Below are 23,207 nucleotides of genomic sequence, written 5' to 3'. Positions count from 1 at the left end.
ATGCTGAAGACCCGCTGTTATCTGGGTCGTTTTGGATTCATCAACACCTTATGCCTTAGAAACCTTTCGGGCGCTCTACAAGTCTGTGGGTTGGCTCTGACCTGTTGGTTTTTGATGGGCTGCAGCTCAAAGCCTGACAAGGTTCCACCTACATTATTGACGCTAGATATCAAGGCCGGCCCGGTGATCAATGCCAATAAAGATGAGAAGGCAGCACCGCTGCAGATTCGACTTTATGAATTAAAAAGCAAGGACATTTTTATTCATGCTGACTTTCTGGATCTTTATGGAAACGACTCCGCCACGTTGCAGGGCAGCCTGGTCAGGAAACATCATCTGCCCACTGTCTGGCCGGGTATGAATACCACCCTTTCCTTCCAGCTGGACAGTGAGACGGCTTTTGTAGCTATCCTGGGGGAGTTCAGTGATTACCTGTCCGCGGTGACTAAACTTTTGCATCCGGTGACTAAGGGCAAGAGCAATCATCTTGTCCTGCATATAGAAGGCAATAGGCTGAGTTTTTCTACTCAGGTCGAGTCTACTGCACTGCAACAAACGAAAACCCCTGATACAGAGAAGGCGATGAGTCATAGAACAGAGGTGGGTCGTGGACAGTCATTATGATCGTGTCGTCTGGTTGGAGGGCATGTTTCTCAGCCCTCAGCACTTTCAACAGCAGGAGCGATATCTTGAGCATTATATCCGCAAGATGCTTGAGATTTTTGAGCCAGGCAGGGCCGGTTTTATTGAACTCAAGCTTGATCCATTGCAACTGAAAGCCGGTAAGGTTTATCTGAGGAAGGCCGTGGGTGTCTTCCCGGATGGCAGTCCGTTTATTTTAAAAAGAGATTTGAGCATTACGGTCACCCATGCTGATAAGGGATCTACGGTTTATCTGGCTCTGCCTCTGGTTAAAGGCGGGTATGTGGATACTGCTCTGGAAGAAAATGTGGATAAGTCAGCCCGTCATGCCAGCTATCCCTGTTCGGTTCTGGACAGTAATGATGAGTCCAGTGAACCCGTGGATTTACAACTCTCTTCCCTGAATCTCAGTTTGCTCTGCACAGGCGTGTCGCTGGACAATTACACCTTTCTGGCGGTGGCCAGAATTCATGATGTTCAGTCCGATGGTGAACTACTACTGGATAACACTTTTATCCCAAGGTGTTTGAATTACAAGGTATCGGCTTATCTGGAAGAGCAGGTTCAGAGTCTCTATGCCCTGATGAGGCAAAGGGCTGCCGTTCTGGCTGCACAGGTAGGCGTTCAAAGTGACCAGAAAAGCTATCAGACCCTGCAGATTTCCTACATGTGGCTGCGATCTCTGAATCGTTACAGCGCCGAGCTTAAGCTCATTAATGAACAGCAGGGAACCAGCGCCTACCAGCTCTATTCCCGGCTGGTTGTGATGGCATCAGAAATCAGTACTTTCACCCAGACTCTGGCGCCAGAGTTTGATGCCTTTGACGAATTTGCGACATATGCGTCATATGCTCCGGTACTCTCAAGCCTGCTTCAGAGCCTTCAGCATGTCAGTCAGGATAAAGTGGTCCATCTTGAATGGGATCGACGTTTGTTTAGCAGTCGTCGTCTGTTAAGAACACGGGTGGAAGACAGAAGCCTTTTCAGCGATTCCCGCTTTATTTTAGCTGTGTCGTCCAGTCTGGGTCGGGCCCAGAGCATGGAAGTCTTTCCGATTTCTGCCAAGCTTTGTGGACAGACGCAAATTGCTGAGAAAGTCAGAAATGCTCTTTCCGGAGTCAGTATGGAGCACTTGCCGTCAGCACCTATAGAAATTCGCTCGAAATCCCAGTGTGCCTATTTTGAAATAGATACCAACGATTCACTCTGGCTGGATATGGTGAAAAAGCAGGACATACTGGCGTTGCATGTTGATGAGCAGATGCCGGATGACACTCAGGTCGACTGTTATGTGATTCGTTGATATTTAGGTGGTGAACATGGCGCTTTCAGAAGTTGAAGCCCCCCCTGAATCTCTGGCCAGCTGTCGGGATGTCATGGCTCAGTTGCAGAGCTTTTCCGGATCAGACAACAGGCTGGTCAATCTTTCTGCAGAATTGCTGGCCATCCTGACGACACTTTCAATGGCCAAATCAACACCCAATATCAATGAACTCTATAACTACCTGAAAAGGTCTGTGTCCGAAGTTCATAGCCGGGGGCTGCAGTCCGAATATTCACCCCGAACCATGGAGAAGCTCTGTTACCTGCTTTGTGCTGCTCTGGATGAAGAGGTGATGAAAACCTGGTGGGGACAAAATCTTTGTTGGGAGAATCACAGTCTGGTGGCTGGGATGTTCCAGCAGCGCAATGCCGGCGAAGTTTTTTTTATTCTGGTCAATCAGGCGCTGCAGGAGCCTGACAAGATGCGTGACTTTTTAGAAGTAGCGTATCTTCTAATGAGGCTGGGTTTTCATGGCCGCTATCTGAACAGTGACAATCGAGAGCTGGTGGATCTGACAGACATCCTGTTTCGGGAAATTCAGGTTCACAGAATTGACCCTAGAATCGATTTTCCTTCTGATCGACATGCAGCATGGTTACCCATTCAGCAAAAGCCGGTTCGATTCATTCTGATTTCTGCATTCATTATTCTGTTATTGACAGGCATTGGCAGCCATCTCTGGATTCGACATATTAATCAGTTGTCCGATGACAATCTGGTTCCCCTGCTCAATGAAAAATGGAGTGTCCAATCCGATAATAAATCCCCTGTCGTGTCCGGAAAACTTCAGTCAGGCGGGCACGGATCACCATGAAAAAAATAGCTTTGATCCTGGTGCCACTGGCCGCAGTGGTTTTATTGCTGGTTATTTGGCTGGCTCCTGAATTTTTTCCCAAGATGTATTACTGGCTGGGGTCCGCGCAAAGAAAGTGGTTTTCGATCGTTATAGTGGCTGGCCTGTTGATGTTTTTTATCCGTCCAGCCATGCAGCTCTTCAAGAAAAAGGGACAAGGACAGAGTGGTAATGAAACATCAGAAGATCAGCAGCGGGAAAAATGCCTGAAAGAAAGAATCAGAGATCTGGAGGAAGACTGGTGTGCACTCTGGGCCAAACTGAAAGAGCTGGATAAGGCTGAAAACCCTTATTCCCTGCCGTGGTTACTGATCATGGGCTCTGAAGGTTCGGGGAAATCTTCCTGGCTGGTGGATATCGGCTTTGAAAAGGTCTCCCGAAGTCATGACAAGGCACTGGGTATTGTATTCTGGGTCAGCGAACAGGCTGTAATCATCGAATGGAATGGTGATGAACACTCTATTGAAGACAGTGAAGAAGATCTCAAACTCTGGCAAACCCTGACTCGGCTTATTTCCCGAAAAAGACCAAGGCAGCCTCTGACCGGTCTTTTCATGACTCTCTCTATTGATCAGCTCTTGAGTCGTCATCCCAACAGTTTGCTGGAGCTGGCCAGGCAGGTCAGGCGTTGCCTGCAGGAACTGTATCGGCAGTGCCCTGTCAGGTTGCCCATGTGGCTGCTATTAACACAGTTTGACCGGCTCAGCGGTTTTGCTGACTACTTTCGCCGACAAAGTGATTTTGATCAGTCATCGCCGTTTGGTTTTGCCTTGAAGGATGGTTATGACCACAAGCAGTGTGTGGATGCTTTTTCAAAGCTGCACCATTCTCTTTATTCGGCTCTGCAGAGCACGGCCTATCAGGAAAAAGATACAGAAGCGCGAAAGTCACAGGTACGCTTTTTTCTTCAGTTTACCCTGCTTGGAGAACGGTTGAGTTTCTTCTGCGATGAAACGTTCAAGATGGGGACGCAGCAAGGATTTCCTGAGTTGAAAGGTGTCTGGTTAAGTTCCTGTGACCAGCATGGAAGTGCACTTAATCTGCTGGCCACTGATGTGGGAATGAAGCATGGTTTCTCGGTGAAATCAGAGCAGCATCAGACCACTGAACGGCACAGTTATTTTACCCGGAGCTTTCTCTCCTCTGTGGTCATGCAGGATCTGAACAACGTAGGTGAGTCAGCCCGTGGCAGTAACTGGTTAAGGCGAAGGTATCTGGGTTATACCCTTCTGGGAGTGGTTCTTATAGGAGGTGTTTCTTTCTGTCTCTATCAGGTCTATCTGAACAGCCTGTTGGTTGATTCAATGAAAACAGTCAGTCGCGAATACTCGGATGCCACTGCAAAGCTGGGCGCTAAGCCAACTTTTCCCCAGGTGATTCAACCCCTGACTTCTTTACAGAGGCTGGACAGTCAGTTTCAGCAATCAGAGCGTTTTTTCTGGCATCTTGGAATGATGGATACCGATCTGGCTGAGAAGGTTCATCAGACTTACCTGATTCAGTTGAACAAGTGGCTGTCCCAACCACTGGCTGACCATCTTCACAGCCGACTGGAAGATGCCTTGGGTCACCATCAGGAAAAGCTGGTGGACATTATGATGTTCTACCTGATGCTCTTCTATCCCAAGCTGATGGATCAGGAGGTACTGACTGAACATGTCATGGAAAAGGTGCGTGAAAAGCAGGATTTAACCCTGTCAGAACAGAATGAACTGAATCAGCTTCTGAGAGATCTGTTATCGCGCCCCTTGAAGGGTATCCAACCGGACCAGAAGTTAATTGATAAGGTCCGGAACCAGCTGGCCGGTCACAGTGATGAGGAGATGGTATACGACTATATCCAGACACACGGTCATTATGGGCAGGTCAGTCTTGAAGTATTGCTGGGGCAGGATGTCATGGACGTCTTTGAGGCGGCTGATGGGCGTCACACAGGCTTTCCATCCTTTTATACCCGGGCTGTCTACGATCGGCTGGATCTTACGGAAAACTCCGGGTTGATCCGCCAGGCTGTCTCTATCCTGAATCTGATCAAGTCTGGCACTGCCAAAGTCAGCTCCGATGAAATGAAGAGAATCAGTGCCCAGGTCAGGGAGCTGTACTTTCAGGACTACATTCGTCATTGGCAGAGTCTTCTGGGCTCCTTAAGGCTAAGGAATAAAGCAGGACTCTCGCAGACGACACAGCAGGTCACGCAGCTCTTTCAGGGGGAGAAGGCTGTTCTGTTTGAGTTAATCCATACCATTAGCTGGCAGACTCAGCTGGCACATACTCCACCACCTGACACAGAGAAGTCTGAAACCACTGCTGATTCAGGGAAGTCCGGTGAAGACAGTCAGCAGGAGAGTGGGGCTAAATCCAAACCATCCGGTCAGCAGACAAAAAAAACTGCACCCAGTGATCCCGGTGTTGTCAATCAGGCCTTTAAGGGGTACGCGGGTTATACCGGCGAGAAGGTAGGGAAAATTACCCAGGCATTGGCAGCCTTACTGGTGGATCTGAATAAAATACAGGCCGAAGATAACAATGGCCTGGGCTTTTATGAGCAAACGCTGAAAATCATGAAAGGGGAAAGCAACAGTCTGGATAAGATTGAGCAGATTGCTGCGGCCGATAGTACTCAGGTTCATGACTGGCTGGAGCAGCTGGTTCAGCAGGTTCTGGTCAGCTATGTTGCGGGGGCTGCCAGTTATATCCAGTTCAACTGGTCGGAAACGGTATTCCCTTTCTGGCAAAAATATCTCAGTAATTATTTTCCGTTTCAGCCCAGTGTATCAATGGATGCCAACCTGTCGGACTTCATCGAGTTTTTCAAGCCAGAAGGTGTTCTTCGTCGTTTTGTTGCCGGTATTGCAGCCCCTTTTCTTGAATCGGGTCGCATGGGCTGGGAGGTAAAAAGTGTCAGAGGTCAGCGATTGCCCCTTGATGATAATTTTTTACGTCAACTGAGTAATGCTGAAGTGTTGACCCGGGCTTTCTTCACTGCAGACGGCAGGCTCCAGATTAACTACAGAATGCGTTGTACCGATCTCTCTGACCAGACGACAGATATCGTTATCAGGGATGCTGGAGGGCGCTTTACCTACAGTCATGGGCCTCAACTATGGCAGGAGCGAAAGTGGCCGGGGAGTATGACAGAGAATATGCTGGTGACTTTCAGTCGCGACAGCGTTGTTCTCGGACAGACCCAGTTTTCAGGAGCCTGGGCGTGGTTCCATTTTGTCTTTGCCTGTCAGCAATGGCGCAGTGATCGAAATGTTGAGCTTCAATATGCCTTGAAAGGGTTTAAAGCGGTTCTTGAAATTGACCCTATGCAAAGCACAAACCCCTTCAATCCAATGCTGTTTACCAAGGTGTCTTTTTCTCAAAAGATTACTCGCTAGACTGTTAGGGCTTGTCTGAAAATTTACTTCTTTGCTGGCCCACTCTCAAAACCCTTTCGGGCTGAGCCTGTCGAAGCCCAATATCACGACCCTTCGACAAGCTCAGGGTGAACGGAATCTCTGCATAAATTGGGAAGCTATTTCGAGGCAACTCTTCAGCCTATCAGAACGGTTGGCCAGCCAAAAATAACAGTGCCACCGTGAGCGGTAGAGTCTCCCATGCGTACAGCCGGTTTGTTATTGATCAGAACGGTGAAGCTGCCCATGATCACAGAGTCAGGGGGACCCACACAGATGCAGGGTTGCCCCAGGGTTGCTGCGGGGAGATTGCCGATTAATACGTTGGTAGGTAATGGCAGTAGTGGGCCGCCTACATGGGGCGCAGAGACAGGAGGTGGATTTTGCATTGAGCAAATGTGCATGTCTGTAGCTCTTGCTGCAGGCAGTCCAACAGGGCCGGCTGGGAAGTCTGGCGTAGCGGGTTGAAAAGAGGGGGGTGTCGCACTTCCCTGAAAGGATTGAGCAGTGGCTTTCTGTCCGGTCAGGGCATCAATGGTAAAGTCAATGAAGCCACTTTGATCAACGGAGTTGAGAATCTGTTTAACCGTGTTCAATCTTGGAGCTACTGAGGGGTTAAGCTCTGAAACTTTGTCCAGCACTGTGGTAGTGACTTTCTTCCCCAGGTTCTTCAGGTTTTTAAGAGTGGCTGAGATTGAATGCTTCTTCGGTTCCAGCTTGAGTTGTGCACCAGTGTCCTTGTCACCGGTACTGACCATTGGGTCTTCCTTGATGGTTTTTCTAATGACTTCGGCCCGAGCTTTGGGTGTATCAATAGGTCCCTGACTGAGTAAACGTCGAGTGACGTAATCCAAGGTGCCGTCTTTTTGCAGGTTCTGGAGTCCCTTGATGGCGTCGGACACTCCCAAGCTCTGGTTCAGAGATTCAAAGGTTTGGGTGTTGATGACTTTATCCGCCAGTTTGAGCCCTAAACCGGTTGCATGGCTGAGCGCTTTCGAAACATCAATCTTGTTGTGGGCTTCAGGATCAACGAGGTTTTCAACCAGTTGTTTACCGGTTTTGATCAGGGCCTGAGCATCCTCGTCACTCAGCATATCCACGGCAGCCTGAACACCTTTGGCGGTGATGTTGAAAACCTGTTTGGATTCCGGGTATTTTTCCTTAACCCGATCAATGAAGTCACTGGCGGTGTGATGAACAACTGTCTTGAACAGATTTCCGGCTGAACCAACCAGCTGGCGACCTGGAGACGGTTCTTCGTCGCTCCCCGCGGGGTCTACCTGATCCGCGATAAACTGGAAACCAAGATCTACGGACTGGCTGAACAGTTGCTTAAGAAAAGTTCGTTTGGGGGCGGATTCCGGTTTATCGATCAGCTGTTTAAGTTGATCCGTGGCAACCTGCCGACGCTTTTCCAGCTGCAGGTTGGTCTCCTGTGGGCTGACCAGATGATTGACCACCAGACCACTAACCCCGGACAGGGTAGTGAGTATTCTCTTGACCTGACTTCGATAGTCCTTGCTGACCAGAGAGCTGACGTTGTTGATCAAGTCATTCTGAAGCGCTTCGAGGTGTTGAGGTGAGTGAAGTAACGAACCTGAGGAGTCAAAAGCGAGTTCTGTCTTTGAATCAGGCAGGTTGCTTTTTCTCTGAAAAGAAGTGAGTGGACCTGTTACATAATTGGAGGTCAGTGCCTTTATACCTTCACCCTGTTGAAGGATTTGTTGGCTCAGGTTTTTGGCTTGTGTGCACTCCGAAGAACTCTGTAGGACATTCAATTCCTGAATCATCGACGAGAGTTGCTTCAGTACTCCATGAGCAGGGGCCAGACTGGCTTCAAGACTCGGGTCCTGCTGTGTTTTTTGATCTTTGATCAGTCGTTCAAGGTGGGCCAGAAGCTCTGTGATCAGTGGTTTTATCAGCTTGATCCCGGAGCTGGCATTTTGCTCCAGAATCATTGCCTGATGCATCAGGGCCTGATTGTTTTTATCCAAAAATGTCTGGCTTAAATGAGGACTGGCTGCAGAAAATGAATGAACAAACTGGGTGGCTGTAAAGCTAAGCTCGATTGGGATCTCACTCTGTATCAAAGCGTATTGGTCAATTTGATGGGTCAATTCCCGGAAGGATTGCAGTGTTTGTTGCTTGCTCTCCAGCAAGCTATTCGATTCTGACGCTTTTACAGTTGAGGAGGACTGTGTCTCCTTTGTAATTTCTCTCAGCGGGTTTGACAGGGCTGTCAGTGAGTCATTCAGCCCTGAATGGCTGGGAGACGATATGGCAGAGACAGTTCTGGTTAGCTGGTTGAGGAGTAATGGCAGTCTGGATTCAATACTCTGATTGGCAATACGTTCAGAGTCGCTAATGTCAGACACTGGCTTCAACGAGTCCGGAACGGCTTTTGTGAAGGCTCCAAAAGTCTGAATCAGGTCCTGACTTCTGGTACGAATTGAGGAAAATGTCGGGTCTCGAAGATCAATGAACGGTTTCTGATTACTAATGACTTCATACAACTCCTGATCATTTCCAGACGTATGACATTCTCGCAGTAAGGTCTGCAGGTTTTTCGCTGCTATACGGCGCTTTTCAAATAGATCGGGTTCAGACTCTGACTGTAAACGTTGCATGCCGATGACAAGGTGCTGGAAGGATTCCTTTTCTTTCAGGCGGTAAGCTTTGGCGGTCTGGAAGGAGTCCGTCGAAGGAGTCTGGCCTGCTTCTGAGTATTGCAGATGGAGTTGCTGAGCGATCTCCAGAAGGCTTCTGATATTGTCAGAGAGGAGTCTTGTACTTTGCTGCATGGCCAGGTGGGATGCCTGATAATGTTGCAGCATTGCCAGCAGAGTAGAATCTTCAATGGTTTTGCTGGATTCTGTTAGTCGCTCATACTGTTGATTAAAATCAGAATCCTGATGCAGTAAAGGTTTAAGACCGTCCAGATACCGCAATAACCAGCGGATAAGAATCAGCAGGGTTTCCAAAGAGGTTTCGAGTTCATTTTTCATAGCTGCAGCTAATTGATTTTCGCCAGAGCCCCGGTGATTTGAACCATTGCACCGGCTTTCACAGTGGTCATGGCATTACCGTTGATGGATACCAGGGTGCCTTTCACTTCGGCATTGGCTGTGCCCGAGAGGGATGCGGATACTCCGCCTTTAACCTCAGAAGAGATTTTGCCATCCACCACCACCTGCATGCCGGATATTTCAATGCCAGTGGGCGACAGTTTGATACTGCTGGCGGCACAGGTAATTTCTATTGCAGTGTTGGATATAGAGATTTTGCTGCCACCCACGCTCAGCTCAATAGAACTTTTTCCGGTACCATGAATTGAAGTGGCATCCATAGACAGTGTGTTGGCTGCTTTCTCAGCAATGTTGGCATTGGAGTCAATGCTGAGGTCGCCTGTGCTTTTTGTTGCCGTGCTACCGCTCACCGTCAGGCTGTAGTTACCATCGGTTTTCTGGGTATAGTCACTGGCTGTGGTCACCTGATAGTTTGCATCTGTCTTCAGTCGAATATCTTTCGTGACTTCAGTGGTTTGGAGACCTTCTACCTTGTGGGCATCATCCTCTTTCACTTGTCGGCTGGAATTTTTTTCTGTCAGTGATTTGAAGTTGCCCTTGATGGTTTCGCTGCAGTCATTTTTGACCAGTGTTTCCATGTCCTTTTCAGCTTGCAGATTAATGAGCTCTTCATCTTTCTTACATTCGAATCGAAGCTCATTGTAGTTCTCGACTCCGGCTTTAGGCGTTGACTTCAGTTTGATGCCCTGTTGTGACGGTGTCGTATAAGGCTGGGCATGTTTGCCGTTATAGACAGTACCTACTACCAGAGGCTGATCGGGGTCGTTATCCAGAAAACTGACCAGAACTTCGTCGCCAATTCTGGGTGTGAACTGGCAGCCAAAGCCATCGCCATTAGCCGCCTGAGCCACGCGAACCCAGCAGGAACTGTTCTGGTTACTCTGGCCATAACGGTCCCAGTGAAACTGCAGCTTGATGCGATGGTATTGATCCAGATAGATCTCTTCGTTGTCAGGCCCGGTCACGGTAGCACTTTGCAGTCCCGGCATTATGGGTTTTGGCAATGGATCAGCGGGCTTCCATTCAAAGCTGAGGGGAATGCAGCAGAAGCAGTTTTTGTACTCCATAGAGCGACCGTCTTCATTGCTGACCAGAGTGTGTTTCACTTCCTGAAGGTAATACTTTTGCTGCTCTGCAGCATTGGGGTGATGAACCAGCTGGAATTGCGTGCCGGCAGCAAACTTGAAAAGACAACTTTTTCCTTTTACGAAACTATATCCTGCGTCGATGCTTTTGATAGCCCTGTCGGTCACCTGCTTACCCTGACTTTTCTCTTTAAAACCTCCGGGCCAGGTAAATTGCTGAAGGACTTTGCGATGAGGTATCGACTCAGGACTCTGGGAGATATCGGCTATGACCGGTTCTGCAAGGTCCACGTTATAGTCCGCTGTTGCACAGGAGCCTGACAACATCTGATACTGATGAACCCATTCGGTAATGGCGTCATTGAGGTTTTGGCTGTCGACAAAAAATTCTGCGTTATTTTCCCCACATTCATTGAAAGCCCGATTGGAGTCACTGATCACCAGATTATGCTGAGAGCTCTGTTGGTCAAAATAGAAAAACCACCCTTCACTGGCCAGAAGCCTTCGAATATAAGCCCAGTCACTTTCGTTGAACTGAACGGAATATTCCCTTTTCCGGGGGGCGGTAACATTGATTTTAAGCTGGGGATGAAAACCATGCTCTTTGCAAATGGACTGAATAATCTCAGTGGCAGTGAGTTGCTGAAAAATACGACAGTTAATTCTTTGATCCAGAAACCAGGTCCATGGTGAAGCGGTCACTTCAAAAGAGAGAGCGTCATGGGTACGCATTTCTCCCTGCGCCTGAAGTTGTGTGCAGTAACCATGAAAATAGCGTTCCTTGACATGTGAAGAGCCTTCTTCAGGTTGATAGCAGAAGCTGATGGTTTTACCCAGAAAGTCTTTCTCATCAAGATCGCTGGCCAGCACTACGGCTTTGTGCTCAAAAAAATCATCCAGCCGTTCATAACTTGTCAGTTGTGAAACAATCAGTTCATCGCCATTTTCCAGTGAGGCTATGAGGGGGCGATCCATTGGCATCATCTCTTTTGCTTAGTGCATGGCAACTATTGGCTCATGGCGGTTTAAACGATTGAAAGTCCGTCGGCAATCCTGATTCCGTCTCTGATAAATTTTTCATATCGCGCTTCCTGCTCTTTACCATCGGGTAGAACGGCTGCTAACCCCAGGGCTCCAGCTACCGCATGGCTATAGAGAAAGGCCGGGGCAGGACACTCCGGGCCATTGACCGGTGTGATACTGCCGCCACTCCAGAAAACGGCTTGAGCCAGCCAGCCCCATGGGTTGTCGAGCCCCGCCTGGGAAGCAGCCACTTCCGCCATACGTCGATGAGTTTCTTCAGGTTTTTTCAGCCATTGAGCAACCACATTCTTTGCGTTTTTCTGGATGTCCTGTACAGGCATGTCCAAAGATAAAACCGACTGATATCCCCACCAGATACACTCTATGGAAGGGAGAGCGTGGCAGAGAAAGACGATCAGGTCCTGCCACTGACTGTTGTCGTATAGCTGATTGGCCAGTTCAACGGGTGAACTGTTTCTGTCGACCTGTTGTTTAAAGCTACTGCTCTGCTGATAGCGACAGAGAATATCCGTAGCTTTCGGTTGAGGTATCTTTTTCAGGTCGAGCTTGTCAATCAGCATGAGTCAGAAAGCCTCCTTTGGACTCGTTAATAGTTTATCTGTCCCGACTTGTAATCTTTCTTGATCACTTCAAACGCAATGCATTCTCCGCTCTTCATGATCTTTTTCTGACCTGCATACTCTTTGGCTGCTTTTAACAAAGCTGCTTTGTCGTCTGATACTACCTGTTCAAGCCGATCTCCCTGCTTGGTAACTGATTGCAATACCTGGCCGGATGAGAGCTTGATTTCTTCGGTGGCGTACTCAAAGTATTTGCTGTGGGAGTTGCCTGCAAAACCCTCAACCTTGTTAATCTCATCCACAGACATGACATCACCATAACCGTTGAAGCCCGGTGTTCTGGCAGCTCTTTTCTGAACAGAGTCGGCTTCGTTATCAAGGGTGGCCAGCAGGCTGACCATCCGGGTTCTGCAGTCCATATACACCTGGTTAAGTTCGGACTTGGAGGCTTGACGATTCAGGTATGGGCTGAAGGAAACAAAACGCTGCGTCAGATAAGTGCTGGGGTAATGTTTCTGCATTTCATAGGAGAGTGCGTGAATAGCAGGTACTGCCAGCGCATCGTAACCCACCAGAGCTATACCCCTTGGCGATACAATTCCGCTGGCACTGATGCTGGAGCCTATGGCCATGGCGGCTGAAGCTTTGGTATCGAAGCTGACTTCATCCACTGTGGCCTTGGCCGCCAGCTTGGCAGCAGCACCAAAGCCCGCCTGAAACGATTCTTTGGCGGTCATTGAGAAAATGTTCACCCGCCGACTTGGGTGAATCAATCGAAGCGTTTGCTCGCTGGATACCTCAAAGCCTGCAAAAAACTCCGCGCCAAGATCCATGCCCACACCACGGCCATTGATAAAGAAATTCATGTTGCCACTGCCTTTGGCTCCTGCGAAGAGGTCACCACTGAGTTCGATCTCAGCAGCCTGCCCAACGTTTATACTGGCATTGCCGCTCATTTTTACGGCCAGAGTGGCTTCTCCTTCCAGATCCACTTTCACGCCCCGGATCAGGGCTTCCCCTTTGGACACTTCTGCTTTGGCTGATGAATCCTGCAGATCTTTTTCCGCTCCAACCTCACTTTTATCACTGAACAACCTTGCCGAAGCTTTGGCAGTGCCGCTGGCTGTTGCATCTGCTGTTGCCTGTCCGGCGGCATGAACCTTGATAAGGTCAAACTTGGGGCCAAGAATACGCCGCAAGTGTTCTCCCTTGACCTTGCAGGAATAGGTCAGCTCGTAGTCAATGTCAGCCCGGAGATGGGCGTCGGATTCCAGGCCCGCTTCCGCGCTGGCAGCCAGTTCTGACATTCTGGCTGCAGCATTGGCGTTGGCATTCAGGCTGGCAGACGCTTCAAGGTTTCCTTTGAGTGTTTGTTTAAGTCCGCCTTTTTCGTATTCCTTGTCCAGCTTCAATCCTGCAGCAGCGGAACCACTATAAGAAGCGCTGGCCTCGGCGCTGGCTTTTCGAATACCGTCTTTGAAACCTGTGAGTTTCCGGCTGGTCTCTGCTTCAGAGTTCGCACCAGCTTCATACCAGTCCGCTTTGCTTTCCTGCCATTCAAACCAGGTGCTCCAGTCGGTATCCGACTCTTTCATATAAGAGTCGACAGCTCGGTCGGCACTGGCAGCCAGCAGTTCGTAGCGGAGTCGTGATACGGCCAGATCACCAATAGTGACCACGGAACCGTCCTTGTCTTTCTTGATGATGTCGAGCAGATCAATCTTGTTGGATACCACCCGTGTTACCAGGGTGTTTCTGACCATGCGTTTCACCCGGGTCTGCTCAGTAGGGGAGGGTTGAAAAATAGCAATGTGTTCAGGGAAGTTTCGTTTTCCACAACCGATGAGCAGAGTCCACTTGGGGTGAGACATGATTTTTTTCGGATCACTGCTCTGAAGCTCTTTCTCGAGGCAGGTATAAGCTGTATCTACCGCTTCCTGCCAGTGCTCCACTCGTGTTGACTTGCGGTAACCAAACAGTTTGCTGGCCCCCATCTCCCGGGTCCATCGGTCGATCAATTGCTCATACTCTGAGTCATTAATGCTCAGTAGAGTTCGATTGGGACCAAGATTTAGCGCTTCAGAAAACCTCATAGCATCAGGACTCGTTCAGGAAGTATCGGATGGTCTGACCATCCAGACTGATTCGAACTGAGTGGATTTTTTCATTTACTGCCATTAAGGACAGACACTCAGAAGCCAGGCTGGGCAGAAGCTTTCTTGTGATTTGTTGTTCAATGGCCCGGGCTCCGGATTCCGGCGTCACATTCCAGGCCACCAGTTGTTGAACAACCTCATCATCCACAGACAGTGTAGCTCCGTATTGTTCCCTCAGGTTTTTGCCAATCCTTTTCAGGGAAAGACGACAGATTTTTTCCAAGTCCTGATCATTCAGTGGGAAATAGGGCACTACGTTGACCCGACCCAGAAAAGCAGGCTTGAAGAAATGCAGTAGTTCATTCTGTACCTGGGGCATGAAAGATTCTGCTGGCTGGCTGTTCAGATCCTGATGGGTAGCCAGGTCACACATTACGCTGTCAGCGGCATTGGTGGTCATGATGATGATGGTGTTGCGAAAGTCGATCTCCCTGCCTTCGCTGTCGGTGATCATTCCCTTGTCAAAAACCTGATAGAAAATATCGTGAACGCCGGGATGGGCTTTCTCCATTTCATCCAGCAGTAAGACTGAAAAGGGGATTCTGCGAATGGCTTCTGTGAGCACACCGCCTTCGCCATAACCTACATAGCCTGCCGGGGCACCTAACAGCATGGATACCTTGTGCTCTTCCTTGAACTCAGTCATGTTGATCACGGTCAGATTGTGTTCTCCTCCGTAGAGTTGATCCGCTATAGCCAGCGCGGTTTCTGTTTTGCCAACTCCGGAAGGTCCACACATCAGAAAGACGCCAATGGGACGTCTGGGATCAGACAGTCCTGCACGGCCTGTACGAATGCTCTCGCTGATGGCTGTTATGGCTCGATCCTGGCCAATCACTCTTTCGTGCAGACTGCTTTCAAGATCCAGTAAACGTTGTATGTCGTCTTTTAATACTTTGCCCGCAGGAATTCCGGTCCAGTCGGCTATCACGGTAGCGACACAACCGGCATCCACTCTTGCCAGCACCATGGGGTCTTCGCCCTGAATTTCTCTCAGAGCGTTGGCAAGCTCCCTCAGTTCCTCTGTAGTTGCCGGCACTGGATTATCAGTTGTCTCTGATTCGTTGCTCTGATCAAGAGTACGTTCCATTTCAAAGAGTTTGCAGGCCAGTTCTTTTTCCTTAAGCCAGCGCTGTTCAAGCTGTTCTGAAATCTGTTGATTGGACTGCAGCGCCTGTTCAAGTTCAGCAATTCTTTCAGACAGGTCGGCGCCCAGCGTCTGATCTCTTTTCAACTCGGTGAGTTCAGAATGAATAAACTGCTGCTGTTCCTGCAGCTTTTGCAGTTTTGCAGGTGTTGTGTTCTGGGAAAGGCTGACACGGGAGCAGGCAGTGTCCAGCAGGCTGATCGATTTATCAGGCAGCTGACGTTCAGGAAGGTAACGGACAGACAGTTTCACTGCATCGGACACAGCCTCGTCATGCACCCTCACACCATGGTGTTGTTCAAGTACTCGGGCCACTTGACGCGTCATTTGGGTGGCGGTTTGTTCATCGGGTTCCGGAACTTTGACGGGCTGAAATCTTCGGGTCAGAGCAGCGTCTTTTTCAAAAAACTTCTTGTACTCGGCCCAGGTAGTGGCAGCGATTGTGCGGAACTCTCCCCGAGCCAGGGCTGGCTTCAGTAGATTGGCTGCATCGTTCTGTCCGGCAGTGCCTCCAGCCCCAATCAATGTGTGTGCTTCGTCAATGAAAACTATGACAGGGTGAGGAGACTGTTTTACTTCCGTGATCACATCTTTCAGACGGCTCTCGAATTCCCCCTTGATGCTGGCACCGGCCTGGAGCAGACCCAGGTCCAGGCTTCTGATCTCAATACCCTTGAGTTGTTTGGGTACTCTGCCTTCAACCACCTGTTGAGCAAAACCTTCAACAACAGCCGTCTTTCCGACACCAGGATCACCTACCAGAATGGGGTTGTTCTGGCGCCTGCGGCAGAGAATATCAAGTATTTGTCGTATTTCCTGATCTCTGCCAACAATCTCAGAGGGTGTCTTGCGAGCTTCCTCCGTCATGCTGGTGGTGTATTTGTTCAGGGCTGTTGTGCCAGCTTCAGCCTTTGCCGATCTCTCGCCTGTTCTCTCAGGCACTTCACTGGCAGCCAGGGACTTCAGGCTTTCTTTAGAAATTTTCTGCAGCTCTTCACCCAGACGGGTGTTGTTGAGAGCCAGACTGTCCCGATCCATCAGGGCCAATAGCAGATGAGCAGGCATGATAACGACGTCGTCAAAATTCACCGAGGCTGTCAGCCAGGCATCCTGAATCAGTGAAACAGTTTCGGCCGATAGACTGGGTGCATCCACATCGGCACTGCCCGGGGACATCATGCGGTTCTCAATCTCTTCGATAATGTTCTCAGCTGAAATCCCGAAGGTCCTGATGAGAGTCTGCATAGAGTCACCGGGCGACCTGAAAAGTTGCATGAGCCAGTGATCTATTTCTATGGATCGATGTTTCTTTTTGACGCACAGGGCTGCCGCTTCTTCCAGTCCCAGTTTGAGCTCGTTGCCCAGCAGGCTGATCAGTTTTTTAAGGTCAAGCTGTTTCATTGAGGCAGACCTCTGGCAGAGCAAGGACAACGTATTGATCCGGGTGGAGTTCAGGGCGAAGGCAGCTAGAGCGGTTCAACCTGACTGTATCCTGGGAGGGGCGTGATGAGATTCTCGGTGCCTGAAGGAGTCGTCTTGGACATCGGACGGTCAGGCTGACGGAGCGATGTCCGCCAAAATAGCTGGCCGAGAGTTCGTGTATGGCTGGAATCAGGGTGCAGTCGCCATAGACTGCCTCAAGCTCTCGCCGATTGTTGATTTCTATTTCCAGCTTGGCCTTGAACCTGGGAAGGAAGCAGTACTGACCCAGGGGAGCTGCTCTGCCAAGGCAGGCGTTATGCTGCTCATATTCTGAGGGGCTGGCTTTCAGTCGTGTCAGACAGTCAGACGACAGTTTTTGTTTTTCTAGCTTGGGTCTGTGGGCATTGACCTTTATGGAGAAGTAATCGCTCAGAATGCCAGCAAATTTATGCATGTCGTTGGAGGTTCTGCCCAGTGTGGCATTGTATCGAAGCAGGTTGCTGCCATCGGTGTTTTTCAGACTCAGTAATTCAGGCGTGCCAGTCAAGGCCAGCAACGTGTTGACCAGGCTATGGCCCCTTACGTGTCGCTGTTCATATCTGAAACCCAGGTTAGAGCGTGTTTTGACATCAGAACTTAAAGACAGGGTTCTATGGTTCAGAAGGGAAAAGAAGCCGTAGATGTCGGTTTTATCCAGGTTGGTTCGCTGATGTTGTTCAATGTCCTGAAGGTAGTAAGGCAACACGCTGAAAAATCCAAACAGTGATGGCTGGAAGCTTTCCAGTTGCCAGCCTTCTTTGGTTTGGGTCACTCTGGCCAGTTCCCGGCCCGGAAACTGATAGGAAGGAGGTACCAGACAATGACAGGGCTGCTGAGAGAGTGACAACACTCTGATTGCCTGGGCGTATTGCCAGCGTTCAGGGTGATGGATAAGACTCTGTTTCAGCGGCTGATCTGATAGCCATGATGGCGTGTACATCGGTAATACTCTCCGGTCTGGCCTTCAAATTTGACGACCAGTTGCAGAAATGTCTGGTCACCGGACATGGCATTTGCCAGGTAATCCAGAAAGTTAACGAACATCATGATGGAAACATTGGCCAGCTTTGAGTGATCCAGAGTGAATGTCACTTCCAGACCTGAGGAAAAACAGGGGCGGCCTTCTATTAACAGGCTGGATACTTTGGGTTTGGCAGAAAGGGAGGTAATGGAGTCCAGCCAGGTATTGCTGGTCGGATTTTGTCGAAGATTGTAAAGGGTGAACAGACTTCTCAGGGGTCTGTTCAGTTGCGCAAAATTCAGCATGGACTCAAAGTTTCTACTCAAATGAGTCAACAAGTTCAGGCGGTCTTTGATATTGAAGCTGCGCAGAACCGGTGCTGTAGGACGGGTCAGAATCTTAACCGGGCTGGGCAGGCTGAAATTATCCAGGCATTCAATTTCAGGGTTGTTGGGAAGCTTCAGGGGCTGGTCACCATTACTGCAGAGCAGGAGCGGTGAAAAAACCCTGGTTTCATTTTTATCCAGGTTCAGTTCAGGGGCAATGACGGTAAGCCGCCCGTATTCTTCATACTCACGATCTCTTGGCGTATAGAGCCAGAATCGTTCGCAATGAGGCTCATTATGATGCAGCCCATACATGGGTGGAAGCACACTGGGCGTGTCCTCTGTGATATCCAGCACCCTCAGGACAGACTGGATCTCTATGGTGTTGGCGCTCTGGCTGTCAGGCACCAGAGAATAGTTTAGTTGGGTATGGTCATCGACTACGGGTTCTGCCACCTGCTCAAACAGATTGATGACTGGCGCGCAGCCCAGTAGCAGTCTCACATACTTCATGATCTGTTCTTGTGAGTCTGTGGTGTCCTTCAGAAAGATGAGCAGATAGAGTGAGCTGCAGTCGAACTGCTGAAATGCATTGCCCAGATTAGATATTCGGAAACCATTAAAGAATTCGGGCCAGCAGAGAAACTCCATCATGATCTGAAAGTCGACAAAACTGGTGTTGTCTCTGGTCAGCATCCGGTCGTTCTGGCGAAACCCTATGGGGGATATGCTGCTCAGGGGGAGCTCGACGGACTGTCCCTGCTCATTGATCAGCTGAATGCCGCAGCGATGCCGGGCAATGTAGTCATAGACTGTCGCATGATCTTTGAGTATGCCCTGCAGATGTACGTTCAGGCTGTCAAAATCTGGCAGGCTGCTGAAGGTTCTGGAAGGGTCCAGCATTTGCAGGTCAAGTTTTAGCAAAGAGCTGGCTTCCCTTGGTATTTTATCCAGAGGCAAAGAGTAAGGAGGGCTGAGAAGTTGGTTGGCGACAATGTCAAAAGGGCAAAGCTGCAGTTCTGAAGTGGTTTTAAACTGGCAGAATGAGTCCTCACTGTTCATCATTCTGAAGCGGGTTCCATGAGGTAATGCAGTTACTTCAGGTACCGATTCGGAGGGCCTGATTCTTATCATGCTGGCAGAGGGCAGGGGTTGCAGGGCCATCGGGAAGATTACCTGCAATAGATTATTGGATATTTGTGTGGACTCTTCTGACAGTTGTCTGGACAGCCTGGCGTTGCATAGGGCAAAAGAATCAATCAGTCGCAACATGTGTGGGTCATCGACCCCTTCATGCCTGATCCCCAGACGTTTTGCCAGAAAAGGGTGCTCGCGGCTAAGGCGGTAGACCTGGCTGCGCAGAAAGTTCAGCTCGCGTTCATACCAGGGCAGAATCGACTCAGTCAAAGGGATTCTCCTTGAAGGACAAACTGTGTGAGGTCAGGTTAATTGCTGATTGAAAAGTCAGTGTCCCGGTTTCGGTTCGGTCCTTGTGCTCTATGGTAAAAACACCATCAATTCTGAAATGCAGGCAGTTGTCATCCTGATTTTTTGACAACAGTTCAATGGATACATCTTTCAGCCTGGGCTCATACCTCAGAATGAGGTTGCCAAGTGATCTGGCCAGACGATTGCCGTGATAAAGACTATGGCTCATATTCCAGACATCCAGTCCATGGTCAAAGTTCGATGCGGCTGTTTCGGGGTAGACTTCAGGAATGGTTGCAAGGCTTTTGCGGGTTTCCAGCAGTATTTTGATGTTCCTGCAAATGGAATCACGAAGGTCTTCTATTTCGTCCCCTGTTGAGTCCTCAAGCAGCAGGTTGGCCAGCAGATCAAGACTCATAAGATGATATCCACCAGTTCACTGGCATCCGTCTTCAGAACAATATCCGTCTTGATAAAGTCGAACTGGTATTGAGGCTGGATATAAACGACACATGTATAAATACCCAGATTCTTGTCGCCGGTGATTTCCGCTTTCGAATGCCTTAAAGGGTATCGTGCCAGGATCTGGTCATTTCCCTGATCAACATTGGATGTGTATTCCTGAAGCCAGGCATTCAGCTGGCGTTCGCAGGCTTCAGCACTATCATAACTGCCAATGTGTTCTCTGATCAGTACTTTCAGATAATGACCAAAACGACAGCCGATCAGTGTCGTCTGAATCATGCTGGTGATTTTCTGGTCGTTCAGTTTGTTGGCTGGCTTATAGATAGAGCGGTTGTTGAAAAAAGCCAGTTCCTGTCCAAGGTAGCAGGTCTCCATGGGAATAAAGCCATGCTCACTGAAGAACTCTCCCAGCCGATCAGTGAGTTTGACTCTGGCTACTAGATTCTTTTGCTGATCATTGACGACAGCCCCGCCACCATGGGCCACCCTCAGAAAGCCAAACCAGTGGATACGGTTGAATTCACTGACAATGTTGCCAGCCAGAGCAAATGCACTGCTGCCCCATAGATGATGGCTGACGGGTGAGTAGGTTGAAATTTCATCAAAGCGGATGCCCTGGTAATAATGATGCCATGGGGCGCGAACCAGAAACTGGGGAAGAGTCAGACCCAGAAAGCGGCTTGAAGGTAGATTTCTCAAACGTCGCCACCCGCTGAAGTCATCACTGGCCAGTATATGGGAGACCCGTTGAGGGTTGCTCCAGACTTCCTGATCCCGGGTCAGTAAAAAGTTGGGCGATAAAGCCATGATGACAGGACAAAGAGAAGCCTGCCCCAATTCAGAAAGCAGCTGAAGTGTGTAGATCTCATCGTGATCAGTGTTATCACTGGCATTCAGTGATACATAGTGATCAACAACGAGTAATCCAAAAGGATGCCCACCGAGAGTATTGAGTTCCTGCTGGTTGATCAGTCGATAGAGGACGGATGATTGAAAGCTGCTGCTCAGATTCAGGTCGTCTGAAAGCTCTGACCAGCTCATATCCAGGATACGAATTCGAGTAGCCGGAGAGGGTTGACTGCAACTGTTCAAGTGCAACAGTCCTCGCCACAAAGACTCAAGCTCTTTGAAGCGAGGGTGTTGTATGATCAGGCTAAGCTGCTGTTGAATCATTTCATCAATAGCAGCGACCAGCTTCTGGATCAGGGCTTCACAGTAGAGATCGTTCATCAGCCAGGAATATCAGCAACCATTCTCAGTGAGGTGGTCAGTTCTTCCATCTGCAGCCAGGGTCTGAGCCATGCTACAGCTGAGTAACAACCGGGTCTTCCCGCTTGTTCCTGAACCATGACTTTAGCTTCACGCAGAGGCGTTTTTGCCCTGGCTTCATTGCCTACAGCGTTCGGATTGGTATAGAGACTGATCCAGCTGGTCAGGTCTTTTTCCACATCAGCCGGATCCATGGCTGAGCCGATTTTGTCCCTGCCCATAACTTTCAGGTAATGGGCAATTCTGGAGCTGGCCATAATGTAGGGAAGCCTGGCCGAGATTGCAGCATTAGCCGTCGCTTCCGGATCGACGTACTCTTTTGGGCGTTGCATGGTCTGAGCACCCATGAAAACGCCAAAATTGGAGTTCTTGTAATGAACCAGCGGCAGGTAACCAAGGTCCGATAACTCTTTTTCACGTTCGTCGGTCAGATTCACTTCGGTAGGGCATTGCTGAATCAGGTCGCCTGCTGTTGATTTGTAGGTATACGACGGAAGGTTTTCAACTTTGCCGCCATTTTCAAGGCCTCTGATTGCAGTACACCAGCCAAAGGCGGTAAATGCATTGTTAATCAATAGACCCATATCGTAGGCTGCATTGCTCCAGGTGAAGCTGTCGTTACCTTTGTCCGGACGTCTCTGGCCATCTTCTGACGCGGCAAATTCTTCAAAATCAAAAGCCTTTACCGGGCTGGAGGATTGACCGTAGGGCAGGCGTGCCAATGTGCGTGGCATAGTCAGGGCGACATAGCGGGAATCGTCACTGTCTCTGAAGGCGTTCCAACTGGCATAAGCGGGGGAAGAAAAGCCAGGTGCTACCGGCTTGCCTTCATTCAGCGTTTTGAAGTCATCTATACCCAGGGAAGTGGGAGAAGCTGCTGCAATAAAGGGTGTATGGGAAGCTGCAGCTACTTCACCGATATAGCGCAGTAATGCCATATCTTCATCGCTGTGACTGAACGAATAATCGCCCAGCAATACTCCATAGGGTTCACCCCCGGCGGTACCAAATTCATGTTGGTAGATCATGTTAAACAGGCGGCTTCTGTCCACGGCAGGGGCATCTTCAAACTGATCCATCAACTCGTCCTTGTTGATATCCAGCATTTTAATTCTCAGCATGGGGCCCAGATCGCTGTTTCGAACCAGTTTATTAAGCCCTCGCCAGGAGCCTTCCAGTTTCTGGAATTTTTCATCATGAAGTATTTCTGCCAGCTGGGCTGAAAGGGTCTGATCCAGTGATGTGACGGCTTTGTCTATGGTGCTGGTCAGATTTTTGCTCCATGTGACTGTGCCTGACATAGCCTGCTCGGTGAGTGTGCCCAGCAGTTCTTTGGTGGTGTCCGGAGTCACCTGATGAGTGGCTTCTATGGCACGGTCAAGAATGCTTTGGGATTCCTCGGCCTGTGCAGCTTCCTGGGCGGGTTCGCTTTGTTTTTCAGTACTCATTATTGCTGCTCTCCGGGTTCAGGTTCTCCCTCACTGGGAGCCTGATCGGGCTTGATACCCAGCTCATCGGACAGTCCGGCCAGCGCATCGGTACTCTGCAGTACCTCTTTTAACAGCTTTTCCAGATCCCGGGAGCGATCTGCCTGTGCCAGTAGTTCCCTTAGTTGATTGCGGACTTTCAGAAGTTGGCGCAGGGGTTCTATCTGCTCCACCAGGTGGGCGGGGTCAAAGTCCCGAATGGATTTAAACTTCAGATCGACAGCAAACTCAGTGTTGTCATCGCTTAGCCGGTTATCCACTTTGAGCTGCAGTTGTGGGTCAATGGTGGACATGACCGTGTCAAAGTTGTCCTTGTTAATCTCAACAAACTTACGAAAGTCGACGTTTTCTTTTTCTTCTTCAGGCTTATCACCGGAAAACTCCCCGATGACACCGGTCACAAAAGGCAGTTCTCGTTTTTCCAGGGAGCCGTTGGTTTCCACATCATAAGTAATGCTTACCCGGTTTTTGCTGACTCGCTTGTGCTGGGTATTCAGGGCCATAAGTCATTA

General features: G+C 49.5%; 15 protein-coding genes. 4 read left to right on the top strand and 11 right to left on the bottom strand.

Features of this window, described 5'->3' with window-relative positions; genetic code table 11:
- From tssJ to tssM, 4 genes are read left to right on the top strand one after another with little or no spacing between them, the layout of a single operon-like run.
- Nucleotides 1-624, top strand: coding sequence for a type VI secretion system lipoprotein TssJ (tssJ, locus tag WG89_RS18475; RefSeq protein WP_062268612.1), 624 nt, complete (start codon nt 1-3; stop codon nt 622-624).
- Entirely contained in the window at nt 608-1,945 is a 1,338-nt protein-coding gene (tssK, locus tag WG89_RS18470) for a type VI secretion system baseplate subunit TssK (RefSeq protein WP_062268611.1), read from the top strand. The genes tssJ and tssK overlap by 17 nt, the downstream gene beginning before the upstream one ends.
- A 16-nt stretch (nt 1,946-1,961) precedes the next feature.
- Entirely contained in the window at nt 1,962-2,780 is an 819-nt protein-coding gene (gene icmH / locus WG89_RS18465) for a type IVB secretion system protein IcmH/DotU (protein ID WP_153301676.1), read from the top strand.
- Nucleotides 2,777-6,202, top strand: coding sequence for a type VI secretion system membrane subunit TssM (gene tssM / locus WG89_RS18460; protein ID WP_062268609.1), 3,426 nt, complete (start codon nt 2,777-2,779; stop codon nt 6,200-6,202). Before icmH ends, tssM begins: the two co-directional genes overlap by 4 nt.
- 155 nt (nt 6,203-6,357) lie before the next feature.
- Here the strand turns inward: tssM and WG89_RS32235 are convergent, their stop codons facing one another.
- The 11 genes from WG89_RS32235 to tssB are packed head-to-tail and all read right to left on the bottom strand — an operon-like array spanning nt 6,358 to nt 23,198.
- Nucleotides 6,358-9,225, bottom strand: a complete 2,868-nt coding sequence (locus WG89_RS32235; RefSeq protein ID WP_245662934.1) for a PAAR domain-containing protein — start codon at nt 9,223-9,225, stop codon at nt 6,358-6,360.
- An 8-nt stretch (nt 9,226-9,233) separates the two neighbouring features.
- Entirely contained in the window at nt 9,234-11,366 is a 2,133-nt protein-coding gene (locus WG89_RS18450) for a type VI secretion system Vgr family protein (protein WP_062268608.1), read from the bottom strand.
- 50 nt (nt 11,367-11,416) lie between these two features.
- Nucleotides 11,417-11,995 (bottom strand): DUF6931 family protein, encoded by a 579-nt coding sequence (locus WG89_RS18445; RefSeq protein ID WP_062268607.1) that lies wholly within the window; start codon nt 11,993-11,995, stop codon nt 11,417-11,419.
- A 26-nt stretch (nt 11,996-12,021) separates the two neighbouring features.
- A complete protein-coding gene (locus tag WG89_RS18440) occupies nt 12,022-14,088 on the bottom strand; it encodes a hypothetical protein (RefSeq protein ID WP_062268606.1) in 2,067 nt (688 codons plus the stop codon).
- Nucleotides 14,089-14,092: 4 nt separating this feature from the next.
- Entirely contained in the window at nt 14,093-16,699 is a 2,607-nt protein-coding gene (gene tssH / locus WG89_RS18435) for a type VI secretion system ATPase TssH (protein WP_062268605.1), read from the bottom strand.
- Nucleotides 16,686-17,699: a type VI secretion system baseplate subunit TssG gene (locus tag WG89_RS18430; RefSeq protein WP_079253919.1), complete on the bottom strand. Its 1,014-nt coding sequence runs from the start codon at nt 17,697-17,699 to the stop codon at nt 16,686-16,688. Before WG89_RS18430 ends, tssH begins: the two co-directional genes overlap by 14 nt.
- Complete coding sequence (tssF, locus tag WG89_RS18425) at nt 17,663-19,453, bottom strand: type VI secretion system baseplate subunit TssF (protein WP_062268603.1); 1,791 nt, start codon at nt 19,451-19,453, stop codon at nt 17,663-17,665. The genes WG89_RS18430 and tssF overlap by 37 nt, the downstream gene beginning before the upstream one ends.
- Nucleotides 19,446-19,892, bottom strand: coding sequence for a type VI secretion system baseplate subunit TssE (tssE, locus tag WG89_RS18420; RefSeq protein WP_062268602.1), 447 nt, complete (start codon nt 19,890-19,892; stop codon nt 19,446-19,448). The genes tssF and tssE overlap by 8 nt, the downstream gene beginning before the upstream one ends.
- A complete protein-coding gene (locus WG89_RS18415) occupies nt 19,889-21,169 on the bottom strand; it encodes a type VI secretion system contractile sheath domain-containing protein (protein ID WP_062268601.1) in 1,281 nt (426 codons plus the stop codon). The genes tssE and WG89_RS18415 overlap by 4 nt, the downstream gene beginning before the upstream one ends.
- Nucleotides 21,169-22,656, bottom strand: a complete 1,488-nt coding sequence (gene tssC, locus WG89_RS18410; protein WP_062268600.1) for a type VI secretion system contractile sheath large subunit — start codon at nt 22,654-22,656, stop codon at nt 21,169-21,171. The genes WG89_RS18415 and tssC overlap by 1 nt, the downstream gene beginning before the upstream one ends.
- Nucleotides 22,656-23,198 (bottom strand): type VI secretion system contractile sheath small subunit, encoded by a 543-nt coding sequence (gene tssB, locus WG89_RS18405; RefSeq protein ID WP_062268599.1) that lies wholly within the window; start codon nt 23,196-23,198, stop codon nt 22,656-22,658. Before tssB ends, tssC begins: the two co-directional genes overlap by 1 nt.
- Nucleotides 23,199-23,207 lie beyond the last annotated feature (9 nt).

This window comes from Endozoicomonas arenosclerae (assembly GCF_001562015.1).
Taxonomy (GTDB): Bacteria; Pseudomonadota; Gammaproteobacteria; order Pseudomonadales; family Endozoicomonadaceae; genus Endozoicomonas_A; species Endozoicomonas_A arenosclerae.
The sequence above is the reverse complement of the archived record's forward strand: the minus strand, read 5'-3'. Positions and strand labels throughout refer to the sequence as shown.